This window comes from Aquisediminimonas profunda (assembly GCF_019443285.1).
GTDB lineage: Bacteria > Pseudomonadota > Alphaproteobacteria > Sphingomonadales > Sphingomonadaceae > Aquisediminimonas > Aquisediminimonas profunda.
In genome coordinates this window covers 908420-925912 of sequence record NZ_CP080327.1, presented here as the reverse complement: position 1 = coordinate 925912, position 17493 = coordinate 908420, and the positions used below count along the sequence as shown (strand labels likewise).

The 17493-nt window shown below is 62.3% G+C and carries 16 protein-coding genes; 5 read left to right on the top strand and 11 right to left on the bottom strand.

What is annotated here, in order from left to right; translation table 11 throughout:
• Nucleotides 1-65: 65 nt before the first annotated feature.
• From K0O24_RS16945 to K0O24_RS04695, 4 genes are read right to left on the bottom strand one after another with little or no spacing between them, the layout of a single operon-like run.
• The gene (locus K0O24_RS16945) at nucleotides 66-1814 is read right to left on the bottom strand and encodes a phage portal protein (protein WP_219894675.1); all 1749 of its coding nucleotides are present in this window, start codon (nucleotides 1812-1814) and stop codon (nucleotides 66-68) included.
• A 3-nt stretch (nucleotides 1815-1817) separates the two neighbouring features.
• Nucleotides 1818-2033 carry a hypothetical protein gene (locus tag K0O24_RS04705; protein ID WP_219894674.1) on the bottom strand — a complete coding sequence of 72 codons (216 nt, stop codon included), beginning with the start codon at nucleotides 2031-2033 and terminating at the stop codon, nucleotides 1818-1820.
• A 34-nt stretch (nucleotides 2034-2067) separates the two neighbouring features.
• Nucleotides 2068-3375 (bottom strand): DNA-packaging protein, encoded by a 1308-nt coding sequence (locus K0O24_RS04700; RefSeq protein ID WP_219894673.1) that lies wholly within the window; start codon nucleotides 3373-3375, stop codon nucleotides 2068-2070.
• On the bottom strand, nucleotides 3356-3817 hold the full coding sequence (locus K0O24_RS04695; protein WP_219894672.1) for a hypothetical protein: 462 nt from the start codon (nucleotides 3815-3817) through the stop codon (nucleotides 3356-3358). Before K0O24_RS04695 ends, K0O24_RS04700 begins: the two co-directional genes overlap by 20 nt.
• A 347-nt stretch (nucleotides 3818-4164) precedes the next feature.
• Here K0O24_RS04695 and fsa point away from each other — a divergent pair, with 347 nt between their 5' ends.
• Entirely contained in the window at nucleotides 4165-4818 is a 654-nt protein-coding gene (fsa, locus tag K0O24_RS04690; protein WP_219894671.1) for a fructose-6-phosphate aldolase, read from the top strand.
• Nucleotides 4788-5696 (top strand): tyrosine recombinase XerC, encoded by a 909-nt coding sequence (locus K0O24_RS04685; RefSeq protein WP_425514766.1) that lies wholly within the window; start codon nucleotides 4788-4790, stop codon nucleotides 5694-5696. The genes fsa and K0O24_RS04685 overlap by 31 nt, the downstream gene beginning before the upstream one ends.
• 4 nt (nucleotides 5697-5700) lie before the next feature.
• On the opposite strand, the gene K0O24_RS04680 is transcribed toward K0O24_RS04685, so the two are convergent.
• From K0O24_RS04680 to K0O24_RS04665, 4 genes are all read right to left on the bottom strand, one after another.
• On the bottom strand, nucleotides 5701-6495 hold the full coding sequence (locus tag K0O24_RS04680; RefSeq protein WP_219894670.1) for an esterase/lipase family protein: 795 nt from the start codon (nucleotides 6493-6495) through the stop codon (nucleotides 5701-5703).
• 72 nt (nucleotides 6496-6567) lie between these two features.
• Nucleotides 6568-7560: a hypothetical protein gene (locus tag K0O24_RS04675; protein WP_219894669.1), complete on the bottom strand. Its 993-nt coding sequence runs from the start codon at nucleotides 7558-7560 to the stop codon at nucleotides 6568-6570.
• A complete protein-coding gene (locus tag K0O24_RS04670) occupies nucleotides 7488-8414 on the bottom strand; it encodes a tetratricopeptide repeat protein (RefSeq protein WP_219894668.1) in 927 nt (308 codons plus the stop codon). The genes K0O24_RS04675 and K0O24_RS04670 overlap by 73 nt, the downstream gene beginning before the upstream one ends.
• Nucleotides 8415-8518: 104 nt before the next feature.
• Nucleotides 8519-10153: an alkaline phosphatase family protein gene (locus K0O24_RS04665; protein WP_219895471.1), complete on the bottom strand. Its 1635-nt coding sequence runs from the start codon at nucleotides 10151-10153 to the stop codon at nucleotides 8519-8521.
• A gap of 96 nt (nucleotides 10154-10249) precedes the next feature.
• Between K0O24_RS04665 and K0O24_RS04660 the strand changes: the two genes are divergently transcribed.
• Nucleotides 10250-12268, top strand: a complete 2019-nt coding sequence (locus K0O24_RS04660; RefSeq protein WP_219894667.1) for a protein-disulfide reductase DsbD family protein — start codon at nucleotides 10250-10252, stop codon at nucleotides 12266-12268.
• Here K0O24_RS04660 and K0O24_RS04655 read toward each other — a convergent pair.
• The gene (locus tag K0O24_RS04655; RefSeq protein ID WP_425514765.1) at nucleotides 12261-13973 is read right to left on the bottom strand and encodes an amidohydrolase; all 1713 of its coding nucleotides are present in this window, start codon (nucleotides 13971-13973) and stop codon (nucleotides 12261-12263) included. The two genes, K0O24_RS04660 and K0O24_RS04655, sit on opposite strands and share 8 nt — an antisense overlap.
• Nucleotides 13974-14093: 120 nt before the next feature.
• Between K0O24_RS04655 and K0O24_RS04650 the strand changes: the two genes are divergently transcribed.
• A complete protein-coding gene (locus K0O24_RS04650; protein WP_219894666.1) occupies nucleotides 14094-14657 on the top strand; it encodes a VOC family protein in 564 nt (187 codons plus the stop codon).
• A 54-nt stretch (nucleotides 14658-14711) separates the two neighbouring features.
• Here K0O24_RS04650 and K0O24_RS04645 read toward each other — a convergent pair whose 3' ends face one another.
• Entirely contained in the window at nucleotides 14712-15194 is a 483-nt protein-coding gene (locus tag K0O24_RS04645) for a nuclear transport factor 2 family protein (RefSeq protein ID WP_219894665.1), read from the bottom strand.
• Between the two features lie 75 nt (nucleotides 15195-15269).
• Nucleotides 15270-16142, bottom strand: a complete 873-nt coding sequence (locus K0O24_RS04640; protein ID WP_219894664.1) for an NAD(P)-dependent oxidoreductase — start codon at nucleotides 16140-16142, stop codon at nucleotides 15270-15272.
• A 55-nt stretch (nucleotides 16143-16197) separates the two neighbouring features.
• Between K0O24_RS04640 and K0O24_RS04635 the strand changes: the two genes are divergently transcribed.
• A complete protein-coding gene (locus tag K0O24_RS04635) occupies nucleotides 16198-17427 on the top strand; it encodes a threonine ammonia-lyase (RefSeq protein WP_219894663.1) in 1230 nt (409 codons plus the stop codon).
• Nucleotides 17428-17493 lie beyond the last annotated feature (66 nt).

The window sequence follows — 17493 nt, the reverse complement described above, 5'->3', positions numbered from 1 at the left end:
CGATGAAGCGGCTGCGGTACTCGCGATGAGCGCGATCGATGCCAGATGATGCGTGGAAATGGCTGCTACCTCGGTTTGGGCTTATAGGGCTCCCCATAGATATACACATATTGCTTCGATCCGGATCCATGATCGAATGGTCCAAATCTGAGCAGCACGTCCTGCCTGCCAGAGGCAATGCGTCGGCTCGTCAGCACGTCCTTGCTGGTCCCATAATATATCGCTCCGTTGGTCGGGTCGATGGCTCCGGCAAGTCTGCCGGTGAATACGGTGCGCGTGATGCGTTTATCATCGACGCGGCCGACACTCGCCTCTGCCTCGGCACTGATCGTGGCTGGTGCAACCTTGGGCGGCTTCTTTTGGACGAGGCCGTTATGAATGGCGTGCGCCAAAGCAGTCTTCGCACGGGCCAGCTCTCCCGGGGGGCCGCCTGACAATCCGTTCGTTTCGTTGGTCAATATGTTGCTCGCTTCTCGCACCGTGCGCTTGCCGATTTTGCTATCGTCAATTTCGTCCCTCTCGGCTCTGCGCTGTCCTGTCCCGACTGAAGCAGCTCTGCTCCTTGTGGATGGCGCGGCAGCTGATCCAGATGAAGCGGCCCCATCAGACCGCACGCCCTGCCCTGACTGCGCAAACTGGCCATTCCCAGGATCGTGCCAGGGGTTGAACTTGGTTTCGACGCCGCCGCCCTCGTCGCGCGCTTTCGGCATTTCCACAGCGGGCGCAATCGGCTCCAGCCCGACCATCGCGCGTTTCTCGTTCACGGTAACGAAATCCGCACCGTTCACCTGCGCCCACAGCCGCTCCCGGTCTTCCGAAAGCGCCGGCACCTGGTCGAGATCGACGGACAGTTTCAGCCCGGCAAACCAGGGCGATAGCCCTTCCGCCAGCGCATCGAGGATCTTGCCCGCCAACGGCAGGATCGCCTGCCGCCACAGGGCCTTGTTGGCCTCGCGGTAATTCGCATAGGTCGCGTCGCCCGGCAGGCCGAGCAGCACCGAGGGCACGCCGAACGCCAGCGCAATCTCGCGCGCGGCGGCCGCCTTCAGTCCGGCAAAATCCATGTCGGTGGGCGAAAGCGACATCGCCTGCCAGCGCAGCCCGCCTTCAAGCAGCATCGGTCGCCCGACATTGCCGGAGCCCGAAAAGCTCTCCTCCATTTCCTGCCGCAACCGGGTAAACTGGTCCGTGGTCAGCGTCTCGCTGCCCTCGGCAACGAGCGCGCCCGATGGCCGCGCGGCATTGTCGAGCAGCGCCTTGTTCCAGCGCGTTGCGGCATTGTGCGCGGCCATGGCCCCGGCCGCCGCGTCGAGGCAGCCAAGCCCGTAATGATCGTCAAGCGGATGATGCGTCCGGATGTGGATCACCCGGTCGCTCGCAAGCCGCGTCGTTGCGGCCCCGGCGCGATAGACAAAGGCCATCGGCCATCCGCGCGGGTCCGGCTCGACACTCACCCGCTCGGGCCGGAGCGCGAACAGTTCGGCCGGCGCACCATCGGGCCCGGCGAGCAGTTCGACATAGGCATTGCCGTGCAGCAGCAACTGCATCGCCACGGTTTCGAGGAGGGATTGGCCGCCGCTCGTTGCCGAGACAAGCGCCAGTGCCTTGGGGTCGGACGTGCCGAGCGGCGCGGACGCAACCCCTTCCGCCACCAGCCGCACCGCGCGCTGGGCGACGGCATTGCCCAGATAAAGCTCCCGCAACTGCGCTTCGTAGGAGCGCGGCCAGTCAGCCGAACCCCAGGTCGAAAAGCCGTGCGCAAGCAGCGGACGCGCCACCGCGCGCCCGGCCGATTTCCAGCCGAATAGTTTCATTGCCTATTCCGCCGCGTCTGCAGAAGGCGGAACCGGCGCAGTGGTCGCCGCGGCCAGCCCGGTGCCGAAGATCAGCGCCGCAACCTGCCCGGCCTTGCCGATCGTTTCGATGACTTCGGGCGGAGCACCCACCGCAATGGCGACCGTCGCCAAACCGATGTACGTGGATTTTTCGGACAAGCGCCGGCCTGCCCAGCGGGCAATCTTCTTGAGCAACATCTCTCTTTCCTTTCTGGATATGGGCGCGGGAGCTTCAGACCGTCCGCACACGCGGGCCGGTCAATCGCTTGCCCAGCATCAATTCTGTCAGGGCCCAGACGAGGGCATCGGCCCGGTCCGGGGATCTGCCCGGCCCCTCATAGGCACCGCCTGCGATGAGCCCGCACATTTCATCTTCAAGCGCGGAGAACGCCCCGGCGTGATGGACGCGCCCCTTTTCATAAAGCGCCGCCACCGGCTCTGCCCGTGCCACCTTGCCGCGGCTGGCGTGGACGAGACGGATCGGCAATGAAACGTCAGCCGCCCGCAGCACGCTTTCCACCATATCCCCGCCATTGTTCTTTTCGGCAATCACACGATCAGCCTGCCACTGGGCTGCAGCGTCCGCGACGGTCTGCGCCCAGCCATCAGGCGACCGGCCAGAAACGCTCGCATCAGACAACACCCACGCCTTGCCGTTTGCACACAGTCCGGCAACGACAATGCCGCACGCATCGCCGTCACGGCCTGCCGGTGGATCGACTCCGATCACGACGCGAACAAGGTGCGGCACAGTCCGCATCCGGCAATCCTCAAGGCGCGCCCGCGTCCAGAGTGCGCCTTCGGCATCCTCGATCAGTTCGCCGTCCAGTTCCTGACGACCGATCCGCCGATTGCCATATTCAGCCTTCATGGCCCGCAGATAAGCCAGCGGCAGGTTCGCGGCATTGTCCGCCGTCCGACCCTTTGTCAGGCGCACATCCGCCGCCCCGTGGAGCTGCTTGAGAAGCGGCACCGGACGGGGCGTCGTGGTGGCCATGGCCTGCGGCTGCGTGCCGAGCCGCAGCCCCATCATCAGATTGTCCCATGCCGCAAGCGCATAGGGCCATTTCGCAATCTCGTCGGCCCAGGCGATGTGATGTTGCGGACCTCGCAGGGCCTCGGGCTCGGCGGCCGAATAGATGCGGGCTTCTGCGCCATTGTCCCAGCTCAGTTTGCGCAGCGAAGGCTCCCACCGGACCGGCATGCCGTTTGCTGCACAGGCCAGCAAACCGCTTTCGCCTTCGATCATGACCGCGCGTGCCTCGACGATCGTCGCCGCTACCAGCGCAATCCTCAGGTCTCCGTCGCTCTCCGCGCGCGCTCGGACCCATTCGGCCCCCATCCGTGTCTTGCCAAAGCCGCGCCCCGCCATCACCAGCCAGATCCGCCAATCTCCCTCGGGCTCGGCCTGCGCCGCCAGCCTCCAGAAGCGCCAGGACTGCGACCAGGCCTGCAGGTCGGACGTTTTCGTCCGCCGGATGATCGCCGCTGCGCGGTCCGGCGGCATGAGGGCAAGCTCTTCAGCCGTGTGACGCAACATCGGATTTCGCCGCTTCGGCTCGCTTATGCATCAGCGCGATGCGATCGAGGATGCGCGCCTTGAGTTGGGCCGGATCGACCTTGCGCGCCGCGGGCGCCATCCCCTTGACCGCGGGACGATGCTGCGCGAGCAGGCTGAGGCCGAGGCGGTGACGGGCAGCCTCCCGCTTCATCGCATCTGGATCGGCAGTGCTGGGCCCCTTGCCAAGCGCGGCCTCGAGCAGGGAGGCCTCAAGCCGCGCATAGCCTTCGGCCAGCGCTTCGCTCCAGTCCAGGCGAAACTCCGGCGATTTGATGCGCAGCGCATAGACGCTGGACACCGGCATCCCGGCCTTGCGCGCCGATGCCGCCACATTGGCTGTCTCGGCCAGCTCGGCAAGGAACACGCTGCGCGCAGCCTTTGTCCATCCCGGTCGCTTCGCTGGCGACTTCCTTGCTGCCATCCTCAAATCCTTTCGACACAAAAAAGGGCTGCAAAGGCGTCTCCGCCCGCAGCCCGTCGCAGCGCCCTCGCCGCGATTCGCATTTTTCCATTGAACGCCTTTTAGACAAAACAGCGCGACGCTGTCAAGTATTAATTACCAAATAGGAGATTATATAAGAACAAATAGGATTTTTAAAAGCAAAATCCCTAGAGCCTTCGTGCCTTGGTGTCTTCGTGTGAGTCAAAAGACGGTGGGCTCACACGAAGACACCAAGGCACGAAGATTCCGGCGATCAACATTGGAATATGGCTGGCAACCCTGTTATCGAACCTGCGACCATTGACCCAAGCCCGAAAGCCCGATTCATGAAATTCTTCGTCGATACTGCCGATACCAAGGACATTGCAGAACTCGCCGCCACCGGCCTGCTCGACGGTGTCACGACCAACCCGTCGCTCATCCATAAGTCGGGCCGCGATTTCATGGACGTGACCAAGGAGATCTGCGGTCTGGTCGATGGCCCGGTTTCGGCCGAGGTCGTGGCGCTCGATCACCCGACGATGATGAAGGAAGCGGATATCCTGCGAAAGATTGCAGACAATGTCTGCATCAAGGTGCCACTGACAATCGATGGCCTGAAGACCTGCAAGGCCCTGACCAGCGAGGGCACGATGGTCAACGTCACGCTCTGTTTTTCTGCCAACCAGGCGCTACTGGCCGCCAAGGCCGGTGCGACGTTCGTGTCACCGTTCGTGGGTCGGCACGATGACAATGGTTTTGACGGAATGGCGCTGATCGAGGACATTCGCCTGATCTATGACAATTATGATTTCGGCACGGAAATCCTTGTCGCCTCGGTCCGCCATCCGATCCACGTCCTCCAATCCGCCAAGATCGGCGCCGATGTCATGACGGCGCCGCCGGCAGTCATCCGTTCGCTCTTCAACCATGTCCTCACCGACAAGGGCATTGCGGGCTTCCTCGCTGATTGGGAAAAGACGGGGCAGAAGATCGGGTGAGTGGCGAGGCGCTGATCAGCGCCTGGGGCGATCACCTTCGCCAGGACCGGCGGCGCTCGCTCCATACTGTCCGCGCCTATGTCGCAACAGCAGAACGTCTGCTGGCATTCCTCAGCGACCACCAGGGCGGGCCACCGCAGCTTGATGCGGTTGAGGCGTCCGATCTGCGCGCTTTTCTGGCGCGGCGCCGGATGGAGGGACTGGGCAACGCCAGCGCCGCTCGGGAACTCTCGGCGATCCGGGGATTTCTTGCCTTTGCCGGCGGAGCGGAGGGCGTCCCGCGTCTCAAGGGGCCAAGGGTCAAAAAAGGCCTGCCACGCGCCATTTCGCCAGCCGAAGCGGTGTCGCTGGCCGAAGATGTCGCGGACCAGGCTTCGGACAGCTGGATCGGCGCACGCGACTGGGCGATTCTCCTTCTTCTTTATGGCGCGGGCCTGCGGATCAGCGAGGCCTTGGGCCTGACGGGCGCCGTTCTGCCGCTGGAACGGGTGCTGCGCGTAACCGGCAAGCGGAACAAGACCCGGATCGTGCCCTTGCTCGCTCCTGTCGCCGACGCGATCAATGCCTATGTGGCGCTCTGCCCCTATCCGGCGACCAACGACCAGCCGCTCTTTCGCGGCAGCCGGGGCGGGCCTCTCAATCCTGCCATCATCCGCCGCTCGGTCCGGGCAGCCCGCACGCGGCTTGGCCTTGGCGAACGGACGACCCCGCACGCCCTGCGGCACAGCTTCGCCACGCATTTGCTTGCCGGAGGCGCAGACTTGCGCAGCCTGCAGGAACTGCTGGGCCATGCCAGCCTCAGTTCGACGCAGATTTACACGTCAGTCGATGCTGCCTATCTGCTCGACGTATACCGGAACGCCCATCCGCGGGCGTGACGGTCTAGTGGCTATGCCCCGATGACGGATAGACGCACTGCCGCATCAGCCCGGTGCGGTCGAACGGCTTCCAGCTTCCATCTTCCTGCGCCAGCCGGTCCGCCACAGCATAGAGCACCACCGGATTGACGCCCAGACCGCAGTGACTGCCATAGACACGGATGTTGTCCGTGAAGGCATCTTCGGGCTCGATGCAATTCTGCCAGGCAACCACGCCGTCTTCCTTGCTGAAAATGGCGGTCGACGGGACAGGGGGCGGCAATTCGCTCTCGCGCAGCTGCTCGTCTACGCCCGGATCGTCGAGCCGGTGTCCGGTAAAGCGCTGGTAGGCGCGCCAGGCGTTGGTCGCGCGCGGGTCACCGACAATGGGTGATCCCAGTGTAATGACTTGCCGGACAAGATCCGGCCGCCGGCGCGAAAGTTGACGCGCCATCATGCCGCCAAGGCTCCAGCCCACAAGGCTTGTTCTTTGGCCGGTTAGCGCATGGATCTCGTCGAGGCGCGCTATCAGGTGCTCGCCTTCCAGCCCGATCGCCTTGGGGCCGAGATTGCGGCCAAGGTTCCAGCTGTGAGCATCATAGCCCATGCGCGTGAGGAAGCGGCGAAGCAGCGATGTCGACCGGTCGGTGGTGATAAATCCCGGCAAAACGAGTACCGGATGCCCGTCTCCACGCGGCGCAGAAGCGAGGATCGGTGCAGCCATGGGGATCGAACCGAGTTCCATCAAGGCCCGCATTGGCTCTGTCAGCGCCAGGAACAAAGATGGCGGCGCAACCCTATCTGTCTGATTATTCGGCATTATTTATGTTTTCCCTCTCCGGAACCGACATGCTGCTTGGTTTTTTGGCGCTGCGCAAGCTTTTTAGCGGGCTCAGCCTGCCAGGGCTGCCTTCAGCTTTTCCGGATTGTAGAGGGATTGCCGCTCGCTGCGGATGAGCGGATCTGCCCAGCGACGGGTCGCGATCCAGCGTCGATGAACAGCATCCACCGGACCGGTCAGGTCTCCGCCCTCACGAAGCTGCTGCTGAATTTGCGCCAATGCAAGCCCGGCCTCTTTCAGTGCGGAACGCTGTTCCTCCAGCCCCCGGCCCTGGAAGCGCGCATCAATCCCGCCAAGGATGGAGCGGGCACCCCGAAGCATTGCGATTGCCGTGTCGGGATCGTTATCGACCAAAGCCGTTTCCGCAGCGCCGAGCGCAAGGAAATAGTCGGCCAGCGCGTTGGCCAATCCATAGGGCTGGTCCTGCCTTGAGGGGCAATGCGACGGATCCAGCGCCCGGACATAGCTCGCCAGACCCTTCAGGATTACGGGCGAGGGCGGCTCACCGTCAAACTCTTCGACAATGAGTCCGCGAATGAAGGCTTCGAGGCCATGTTCGTCCACGCGCGAGATTTTCGGGACGTCAAAGGTCAGGTCGGGAATGCGCTTCGGGTTGGCTATCCCGTCTCCGCGATGGGAACTCATCAGTGAAGAGGTGACATCTGCAGTGCCCGGTGCACCCGACAGGCGCGGAAAATGGAAACCGGGATTGCCGCGTCCGCCGCGATGACAGCTCATGCAACTGAGCCCGGCCCGCGCTGCCTGCCCGCCGAGCAGCATCGGATCCCGGAACGCAACCGTCCCGTAGACAAGCGACACAATGTCCGGCGGATCCTCTGGCAGGCATTCCTCCGGACGGGTTGTCAGCAGATGAAGCCGTTGCGAAGCAACGAGCCAGTTCGCTTCCCGGATCGGCAATGGGGCACTGGCGCGCGCGCCAGCACATGCCGCGACTGTGAGAGCAAGGAGCCTCAGGAGTGCGGCGAGTGACCTGCCGCGATCCAACGCCGCAATTCCTCCGCCTCGGCGCAACCGAACTGACATTGCGCATCTAGGAGCGCCAGCTTCAGCCTTGCCCCTGCCAGATCCCCGCGCTCGACCATAAGTTCGCCATAATATTCGGTTGCGCCGCGATGGTTCGGGGCAACAGCCAATGCTGCAAGATAATAACTCTCTGCGACGTCGAACCGTTTGAGCTTGCGATTGGCAAAGCCGAGATAGGTCAGGATATCGGGATGGGGCCCGAAGCTTGCCTGAGCCGATTTGAGCGCTGCAATCGCATCCTCATAGCGATGCTCGTTGATCAGCCCGACAGCATCGAGATAAAGTGCATCGCCCTTGGCTGCACTTGCGAAGAGCAGGCTTTGGCTCGGCGCAAGCGATGCTGCCGGGGCGGCTGCCATTGCTGCCGAAATCGCATCGATCGCACTTTTGATTTCGCCCGCTGTTGGGCATGTCGTGGCACAGGCAGTGGCTTTGGCCTGAAGCGCAGCGAGCGTCGCTTCCGCATTGGGCCTGTCGCCGATCTTGACATAACTCACGCCCAGTTCCCGCCAGGCGTTCGTCATGTTGGGATCGATCTTGGTCGCCTTTTCGAAGAACTTCCGCGCGCCTTTCCAGTCGTTCAGGCCTTCGCGGGCCATGCCGGCAAGAAAATTTGTATTCGCGTCGCGCGGAGCACTGGCCAGAACATGGTCAAATGCAATCTTGGCCGCCTTGAAATCCTGCGCCTGAAGCGCTGCAATGCCCTTTGTGTATTCGGCGACCGGATCATATTGCGGCGCGCTGTCGCTCGGGAAGCCTCCGCCGCCGCCACCTCCGCCGCCGCCAGATGCCGACACCGGATTGGCCACCGCAAGCGCAGCAATCGCTGCGGATGAAATCATGAACTTCCGCATCCCGTCCTCCTCTATCCCGCCTTTGCGACTTTTGAGGGATTCGTCCTATTGATCAGGGAAGCTAGCCTGCTTGACCGGACTGGACAAGCCGAAGAAGTCGCCGTTCAGTGGCAGTTGCTTGCCGGCCCCGCGATCAGGTCCAGACAGCGCCCGTCGATTTCTGCAGACGGCACAGCCAAGCCGATCAGGCTGGCCAGCGTCGGCAGGATATCGACCGTCTCGACGGCATTGGGCTGTTCGAACCCGGTCATGCCCTTCCACCAGAACAGGATCGGCACCCGCCGGTCATATCCCCAGGGCGATCCATGCGTTGCGACAAAGCCCGGGCCACCGGCGGGGATCGGCGTGACATAGGGCTTCAGCAAGACAATGAAATCGCCCGACCGTTCCGGATCGAAACTGGCCTTGACCCGGTCCAGAAGCGACCATTCGTCAACCGGTGCAGACGGGGCCGGGGCTGCGACAATGTCTGCCGCCGTGAAGACGGCTGCCACCTGCGGATTCTGGCGATAGGCCGCCACTGCGGCTTGCAGAACGTCTGCTCGCTTTTCCGGAGGCACCGCCGGGGAGAGGTAAATGTCGCCAAAGGCCGACCGACCGAGGAGCGCGCTATCGGCAAGGCCAAAGCGCGTGGCAAGTATTGCTCCGACGGATTTTGCCGACAGCGCTGCATCGACCCGCTGCGCCTCAGGCAATGCATCTTCGCGGTTGCGCTCGGGCGCATCATGTCCGCCATGATCGGCCGTCAGCACCACGGCATAGGGCATCTTCGCCTTGTCAAGCGCGGCAAAGAAGCGCCCAAGCGTCGCATCGAGCGCGTGAATCTGGGCGCACATTTCAGGGCCTTCGGTGCCAAAGCCATGGCCGACATAATCGGTCGCCGAAAAGCTGACGGCGAGCACATCGGTCCCGCTGCCCCGCCCGAGCTTCAATTCATCGAACGCGGCAAGAGCCGCATCAAGGGTCAGTGCATCAAACTCCGGCGTTGCCCGCCATCCGCGTTCGTCCCCCGGCTTGCGCAGGGCAAGCCGACCGATCTTCATTGACGTTGAAATGGGAATATCGCGCACCTGACCCGCGCAATCTGCTGGCAATCTGATGGCAGCGGGCTTTGCAATAGCCGCCGTCGCCCGTGCATTGACAGCAGCAAGGCCCGCAGGAAGGTCCGCAAGCTTGGTCTTGTAACTGGTGAAGCTCTTGCCATCCCACCAGATTTCGAAATCCGCATCATGCCCGCCCATCATCACGGCCGCGCGGTCCTTGCCGGAAACGGCAACGACACGCGTTCCCGGAAAAACAGACTTCATCCTGTCGCCAAGGGTCGGCACTTTCAGATGATGGGGCGACACCGTGTAGTTGGACGCATTGCTTCCCGGCAGGCTTTCGTCTTCCGCGCAATAGACCTCATAGCTCGGCTTCCCGGCACTGTCTGTGCGCGCAGCCCGCGGGTTCTGCCAGTCGTTCGCAATGATTCCCGTCCGGGCCGGGTGGCTACCCGTCAGGATTGTCGAATGCCCGGGGCAAGTTTCGGTCGCCGCATGGCTCTGATGGCCTCGTGCAAAAACAACTCCCTTGCCCAGTCGGGCCAGGCCGCCGGTGACACGCCCCCGATATTCATTGAACAGGTCGGATGAAAACTGGTCGACCGCAATCGCAACGATAAGCTTGGGCGCGACCGCAGCTGGCGCCGCGGCCTCTTTCGCGTTTGCCGGAAAAGCCGCTGTCGACAAGGCCAGCATTGCACCAGCCAGAAGGATTTTCCTCACCCTGTAACTCCGCTTTGTGTTCAACCGAAACAGGCTATAGCGCTGCCTGTAATGCAACAAGGATTTTCGATGAACTGGCTTCGGTGCGGCCTGATGAGCCTGGTCGCAATGCTCTGCGCTTTCGCACCACCGGCTTGGGCCCAAAACCACATCAGGGCATCATTGGTGGCGGAATCTGCAGAGCCTGCCCCTGGCAATGCGATCACGATTGCGATCCTCATGCAGCCAGAGCCGGGTTGGCATGGCTATTGGCAGAACCCGGGCGACGCGGGCCTCTCCGCGCAGTTGCACTGGGCGCTGCCGAACGGTGTGACGGTCAGCGCGCCGCGCTACCCCGTGCCGGAACGGTTGGTAATTGCGGACCTGATGAATCACGTCTTCAATACGGAACATGCCCTGCTCGCGACCCTGACAGTGCCGGGCAATCTTGCCAAGGGAACCAGGCTACCGCTGCGTCTGTCGATCGACCGGCTGGCCTGCACCGACAAGATTTGCGTGCCCGAGCATGACGATCTCGCGCTGGACCTGACCGTCGGCGACGGCACAATCGCAGCAGCTGATCGTGCCCGGTTCGACGCGTGGCGGACGAAACTGCCGCGCCCGTTGGGGAGCATCGCGCATTTCGAGATCGAAGGGCCAGCGATCCGCATCGGCATCCCCTATCCCGCCAGCCGCCCAGCGACTGACCCATGGTTCTTCTCCACCAGCGAAAATGTCCTGAATTATGCGGCTCCGCAGAAAGTCAGCCGCGTTGGCGACATGCTGGTTATCGAAACCTCGAAGGCGCTCTTTGGCTTTGCCAGCCCGAAGACGCTTGAAGGCGTTGTTGCGCTTGGCAAGGGCGAAGGACTGACTGTCTCCGCAGTGCCTGGCACAGTCGAAAAGGGCAGCAGCGATGCAGGCCTTCTGGCCCTTGTCCTTGCACTCGGCGGTGCCATCCTGGGCGGGTTGATCCTCAACATCATGCCGTGCGTCTTTCCGGTGATCAGCCTCAAGGCGATCAGCCTGGCGCGGGCCGGAAGCATTGATGAAGGCGAAGCGAAGAGGGAAGCGCTGGCCTATGCTGCGGGTGTCATCGCAACCTGCCTGGCCCTCGGCGGCGGACTGCTCGCTCTGCGCGCTGGTGGCACTCAGGTGGGTTGGGCCTTTCAGTTGCAGGACCCGCGCGTGATCCTTTTCCTCACATTGCTTGCCAGCGCCATCACACTGAGCCTCATGGGCCTGCTCCATTTGCGAAGCTATGGCGGGGGCGATGCGCTGGCCTCAAAGGGTGGTATGACCGGCGCCTTCTGGACAGGCGTTCTCGCAGCGTTTGTCGCAACGCCCTGCACCGGGCCCTTCATGGCTGCTGCACTGGGTGCAGCGCTTGTCCTTCCCGTTCCGGCCGCGCTCGCGATCTTCGCCGGGTTGGGCCTGGGCCTTGCCCTGCCGTTCCTGGGGCTCGGCTTTGTTCCGGCACTTCGCCGGATGGTGCCAAAACCCGGTGCATGGATGGCGACCTTCCAGCGCTTCCTTGCCATACCGATGGCCCTGACCGTCGTTGCGCTTCTCTGGTTGCTCTGGCGCCAGACGGGACCGACAGGCCTGTACATCGGCATCGCCGGATCGGTGCTTGTCGGACTTGTTGGCTGGATCGGTGGACGGCGTCGGCCGCTCGGGGTGGTTGCACTTACCGGCTTTGCAGCGGTATCGGCGGGCGCCGCTTATGCCATGCCCTTCCTGTTCACGCTGGCGCCTGCCCACACCGCGGTTATGGGCGCAGAGCCATTTTCGGAAGGCCGCCTGACCACCTTGCGCAAGGCCAATACGCCTGTCTTTCTCTATTTCACTGCCGATTGGTGCCTGACCTGCAAGGTCAATGAAAAGGCCGCAATCGATCGCGCCGAAACCAAGGCTGCATTCGAAAAGGCAGGGGTGACCGTGATGGTTGGAGACTGGACCAACGGCGATCCGGAGATCACGCGCTTTCTCGAGGCGCACGGCCGATCAGGCGTGCCGCTTTACCTCTGGTATGCAAAAGGCAATGCAGAACCGGTGGAACTGCCGCAAGTGCTGACGACCGGGACTTTGACCGCGCTGGTCAATTAGGCCGCGAATAGACTTTCCGTCCGGCCACCCAGGTTTCCAGCACTTTTGTTGCGCGGAGTTCGGCAGGGGTCGCCAGCATGGGATCGCGGTCGACCAGGATGAAATCGGCCCAAAGACCGGGCGCCAGCCGCCCGACCTTGCTTTCTGCGAATGCGGCGTAGGCCGCACCGGTCGTAAAGCCCGCGAGCGCCTCTTCGCGCGAGATCCGCTCCTGCGGTTGCCAGCCGCCAAAGGGTTCGCCCTTTGCATCCTCGCGGGTGATTGTGGCGGCAAGCCCGGCAAAGGGGTCCGGGCTTTCGACCGGCGTATCCGACCCAAAGGCGAGACGCGCGCCGGAGGTCAGGAGGCTCTTCCAGGCATAGGCCCCTTTCAACCGCCCCGGGCCCAGTCGCGCTTCCGCCATGGTCCGGTCGCTCGTCTGGTGGACCGGTTGCATCGACGCAATCACACCAAGTTGCGCAAAGCGCGGAATATCGGCGGGATCAAGGATCTGCGCATGTTCGATGCGCCAGCGCCGGTCCCCGGTATATGTCGATTGCAGTTCGGAAAAGGCCGCGAGGGATTGCGCATTGGCCGCATCGCCGATGGCATGGATTGCAATCTGGTATCCGTCGAGCGCTGCCCGGCTCATGATGTTCCTGAGCTTCGTATCCTCGACAAACTGGAGACCGCGATTGCCCGGTGCATCGGCATAGGGCGCCTTCAACCAAGCCCCGCGCGAGCCAAGTGCGCCATCAGCATAAAGTTTTACGCCACCCATGCGCAACTTGTCTCCATAGAGCCAGGGCGTGGGGGTATTGCCGCCAATCACAAGGATCGGATCGAGCCCATCAGAATAGGAAAAGATCCGGATATTCAGCCAGCCGCCGTCCCCGGCGCGGCGATAGCTTGACCAGTCCTCAAGGCTTGTGCCCATGTCGGCAATCCCGGTGATGCCAAAGGCAAGCAGCGCCTCTTGCGCCTTGATCAGGGCCTGATCGCGTTCGCGCGACAGCGGCCGGGGCACAGCCGTGTCAATCAATTTCATGGCGGAATCGACAAAAATGCCGCTTGGCTGTCCGCCAGCCATCTCGATCCGCCCGCCGGACGGCGAGACAGACTTTGCCGTAATTCCCGCCTCGGCCATTGCCGCACTGTTTGCCCAGCCCGCATGTCCATCGACCCGTTCGAGCCAGACCGGCTTGTCTGCCACGACAGCATCCAGTTCGGCCGCAGTCGGAAACCGCCCCAGCCCCCACCGCTCCTGGTTCCAGCCCCGTCCGATGATCCAGCGCCGATTGGCATGATCGCGCGCATAAGCGGCAATTCTCGCCTGCGCCTCGGCAAGCGAATTTGTATCAGACAGATCGAGCGTCAGCGCCTGAAAACCGAGCCCCATGACATGCCCGTGCGCATCGATCAGGCCGGGCAGCATGGTTCGCCCCTTGCCGTCGATCCGGTAGTCCGGGCGCGAGGGGTCAGGAGCAGTCTTACCCTTCTTCATTTTCCGGGCCGGTTCGGCCGGTGGTGACGACGCTGTCATCAGGCGGGCGATCTTTCCATCATTGCCGATCACCAGCCCGGAAAACCGGACAACATGGCCCGCCTCGTCCAGCGTGATGCCATTCACATTATCGATCAATGTATCGGCGGCTGCAGGAGCAGCGAAAGAAAAGGCAAGAAGGGCGAGGCAGGTGCGGCGCATGCCGGGTGTGAAGATGTGCATCCCGCGATCATGCCCGCCTTGCGCCCTTCTCGCAAGCGCGCTCCCCTCTTGCACCTTAAACCAGCGAACATAGGATGCCGGACGCGACTCGATCCGGCGCGCACAAGGGGGAAAGAGACAATGGCAAAACCTGTCAAATTCGCACATGTCGTTTATCAGACGCGTCGCTACGACGAGATGATCGCATGGTACGAGACCGTTTTCGAGGCTCGGGTCGTGCATCGCGATCCCGCTCTCGCGTTCATGACCTATGACGATGAGCACCACCGGTTCGCTTTCGCCAATCTCAATGCCTTCAACCCGGATGGCGGGAATGAACGTGGCACAATCGGGGTCAACCACGTCGCCTATACCTATGCTGGCGCAGGCGATCTTCTCGAAACCTATGCGCGACTGAAGGCCGCCGGGATCTTGCCTTATTGGCCGATCCATCATGGGACAACGCTTTCGATGTACTACAAGGATCCGGACGGCAACCGGATGGAACTTCAGGTCGATTGCGGGACGCTTGAGGATGCGATGGCCTTCATGGAGAGCAAGGCTTTCGCTGCCAATCCGGTGGGCGTCGTCATTGATCCTGAAGAGCTGCTCACCCGCTACAGGAATGGCGCATCAAACGAGGAACTGATCACAATGCCGAATGGCCCGCCCTCCCCGATCCCGGCAGAGCATGGCTTTGGATGAGTGCGACGGGGCGTGGCTAGGAGTAGCTCGCATCACATCGAAGCTCCTCCAGACTCAAAAGCGGCTATTCGGGTTTCGCTGAACCGCTGGCGGTGGTGCAACAACATCCCAATGCTCTGAGATCTTGCAGTTGTTGAGCCTGAACACGTCTGCAATTGCGTAAGGTGGTGCCCCAGGGGCTGGCGTAAACCGACCGTGGAGGAACACCATTTGGCCCTCCGTGATTGTTCGCACCACCTCCCACCGGGCTTGAGGCAACTCGGCAATCAATTGCTCAAGAAAGGTGGCAGCTGCCTCACGACTCCCGCTTGAAACATCAGGTTTGTGTTCGATAAAGTCCGGCGCCATATAGCGATCAAACGCGCGCCGCGGCTGAAGGCCAACCAGTGCTTCGTTGTAAAAGGCAAGCACGATGTTGCGATTTGCCTCTTCAGTGCCGTCACATGCCCTGGTTGATGCCGAGGCAATTGGCGTCAAAGAGGGCGCCAACAACATTGCTGCGGCACCAGCGAAAAGGCGTCTCGACGTCTTGGCCATTCTGCGCTCCAACTTTCCTGGCGCTCTTGCAGGTGCATCTTCGAAATGCACCCTATTCAAATCACTGCACAAACCCTAATCCGGTTTTGCCAGCCGGCGGATCAGCGCGCTTGGGTCTTGGCGTCCGCCGCCCAAGCCCTGCACATCGGCAAGGAACTGGTCGACGAGTGCCGTCACCGGAAGAGTCGCGCCGTTGCCGCGCGCCTCATCAAAGGCAAGGCCAAGGTCCTTGCGCATCAGGTCCACAGCCAACCCGAAGTCGAATTCGTCGCGCGCCATTGTGGCCCAGCGGTTAGTCATCTGCCAGCTTGAGGCCGCCCCGCCAGAAATGGCTTCGAAGACCTTGTCGAGATCGAGATTTTCGGCCTGTGCAAAACGGATCGCCTCGGCAAGTGACTGGACGATCCCGGCAAAACCGATCTGGTTGACCATCTTGGTCAACTGCCCCGCGCCCGTCGGCCCCACATGGACGATCTTGGCGGCATAGGCCTGCATGATCGGCGTCGCCGCTTCGATGGCTTTCGCCCGGCCGCCGCACATCAGGGTAAGCGCACCCTTCTGTGCCCCGATCTGACCGCCGGTCATCGGTGCATCAATCGGCAGGATGTACTTGTCCTTGGCTTCGACTGCGAGTTGCCGCGCGATCTTTGCCGAGACAGTTGTGTGATCGATGAACAGGCTGTCTTTGCGCATCGTCCGGAAGGCACCATCGCGCGACAGCGTGACGGCAGCCAGATCATCATCATTGCCAACGCAGGTAATGACGGCATCCGCGTCTTCGGCAGCTTCGGCCGGGCTGGAGGCGCTGCGACCGCCATTGACCCGGACCCAGGCATCTGCCCGGGACTGTGTCCGGTTGTAAACCGTCATGTCGTGCCCGGCTTCGGCCAGGTGCTGTGCCATCGGCCCACCCATCACGCCGAGTCCGATAAAAGCCAGTTTTGCCATGCAGGCGAGCATAAGCACTGTTTGCCAACAGCGCCAGATGCGTTAGGGCGCCCGCATGTCAGACTTGGATCACCTGCCCGTCACGCTCGACGATGTCCGCGCCGCCCATGACCGCGTCAGCGGTGCGGTTATCCGCACGCCCACGCTGCAAAGCCAGACACTTTCTGCGATGACGGGGGCGAACATTTACCTGAAGTTCGAAAACCTGCAGTTCACGGCGGCCTACAAGGAGCGCGGGGCGCTCAACCGCCTGCTCCTGATGGGAGACAATGCGCGCAAGAATGGCGTCATCGCAGCCTCCGCCGGAAACCATGCCCAGGGCCTTGCCTACCATGGCAAACGGCTTGGCGTTCCTGTCACGATCGTCATGCCAAAACTGACCCCGACCGTGAAAGTGATGCAGACCGAAGCCCATGGCGCAACCGTAGTGCTCTACGGCGAAACCTTCGAAGCCGCCAATGCGCATGCCCGCGCCCTGGAAGGCGAGCGCAGCCTGACCTTTGTGCATCCCTTCGACGAACCCGATATCATCGCAGGGCAGGGAACGGTTGCGCTCGAAATGCTTGAGGACGCACCCGACATCGACACACTTGTGGTGCCCATTGGCGGCGGCGGGCTCATTTCCGGAATGGCAACGGCGGCCAAGGCCCTGCGTCCCGACCTCCGGGTGATCGGCGTCGAGGCCGAACTCTATCCGTCGATGCACAATGTCGTGACGGGCGCAGATGCGCCGTGCACGGGCGATACGCTGGCTGAAGGTATTGCTGTCAAGCATCCGGGCGAACTGACCCGGCGCTTCGTCAAGACGCTGGTGGATGAAATCCTGCTCGTCAGCGAACGGCGGCTCGAAGAAGCCGTCAGCCTCCTTCTCCAGATCGAAAAGACAGTGGTCGAAGGCGCGGGTGCTGCAGGGCTTGCTGCGCTCATGGAGCATGCCGATCAGTTCCGCGGACGCACGGTCGGCATTGTCCTGACAGGCGGCAACATTGATACGCGCTTGCTGGCCAATGTGCTGCTGCGCGATCAGGTCCGCTCGGGTCGTTTGGCGCGCATCCGCATCCGGCTGCAGGATCGGCCAGGGGCACTGGTGAACGTGTTCCGAGTGATTGCCGAACAGAATGTCAACGTGCTCGAAATCTATCACCAGCGCGTCTTCACCGATTTGCCAGCCAAGGGTCTCATTACCGATATCGAATGCGAGACACGAGACGCTCCGCACCTGGCGCGCCTGATCGCCGCGTTGCGCGAAGCCGGCTATGACGTGTCGCAGGTCGAACTGGCCTGATATCAAGGCCATTTTCGCGTTTACCGTTTTTTGATGGTAAATGCCCTTTTCATAACCGGCATGTCG

Coding starts and splice junctions, on each gene's coding strand:
- K0O24_RS16945 (WP_219894675.1), bottom strand. CDS start 1,814: ATGAAACTATTCGGCTGGAAATCGGCCGGGCGCGCGGTGGCGCGTCCG.
- K0O24_RS04705 (WP_219894674.1), bottom strand. CDS start 2,033: ATGTTGCTCAAGAAGATTGCCCGCTGGGCAGGCCGGCGCTTGTCCGAA.
- K0O24_RS04700 (WP_219894673.1), bottom strand. CDS start 3,375: ATGTTGCGTCACACGGCTGAAGAGCTTGCCCTCATGCCGCCGGACCGC.
- K0O24_RS04695 (WP_219894672.1), bottom strand. CDS start 3,817: ATGGCAGCAAGGAAGTCGCCAGCGAAGCGACCGGGATGGACAAAGGCT.
- fsa (WP_219894671.1), top strand. CDS start 4,165: ATGAAATTCTTCGTCGATACTGCCGATACCAAGGACATTGCAGAACTC.
- K0O24_RS04680 (WP_219894670.1), bottom strand. CDS start 6,495: ATGCCGAATAATCAGACAGATAGGGTTGCGCCGCCATCTTTGTTCCTG.
- K0O24_RS04675 (WP_219894669.1), bottom strand. CDS start 7,560: ATGTCAGTTCGGTTGCGCCGAGGCGGAGGAATTGCGGCGTTGGATCGC.
- K0O24_RS04670 (WP_219894668.1), bottom strand. CDS start 8,414: ATGCGGAAGTTCATGATTTCATCCGCAGCGATTGCTGCGCTTGCGGTG.
- K0O24_RS04665 (WP_219895471.1), bottom strand. CDS start 10,153: ATGCTGGCCTTGTCGACAGCGGCTTTTCCGGCAAACGCGAAAGAGGCC.
- K0O24_RS04660 (WP_219894667.1), top strand. CDS start 10,250: ATGAACTGGCTTCGGTGCGGCCTGATGAGCCTGGTCGCAATGCTCTGC.
- K0O24_RS04655 (WP_425514765.1), bottom strand. CDS start 13,973: ATGCACATCTTCACACCCGGCATGCGCCGCACCTGCCTCGCCCTTCTT.
- K0O24_RS04650 (WP_219894666.1), top strand. CDS start 14,094: ATGGCAAAACCTGTCAAATTCGCACATGTCGTTTATCAGACGCGTCGC.
- K0O24_RS04645 (WP_219894665.1), bottom strand. CDS start 15,194: ATGGCCAAGACGTCGAGACGCCTTTTCGCTGGTGCCGCAGCAATGTTG.
- K0O24_RS04640 (WP_219894664.1), bottom strand. CDS start 16,142: ATGGCAAAACTGGCTTTTATCGGACTCGGCGTGATGGGTGGGCCGATG.
- K0O24_RS04635 (WP_219894663.1), top strand. CDS start 16,198: ATGTCAGACTTGGATCACCTGCCCGTCACGCTCGACGATGTCCGCGCC.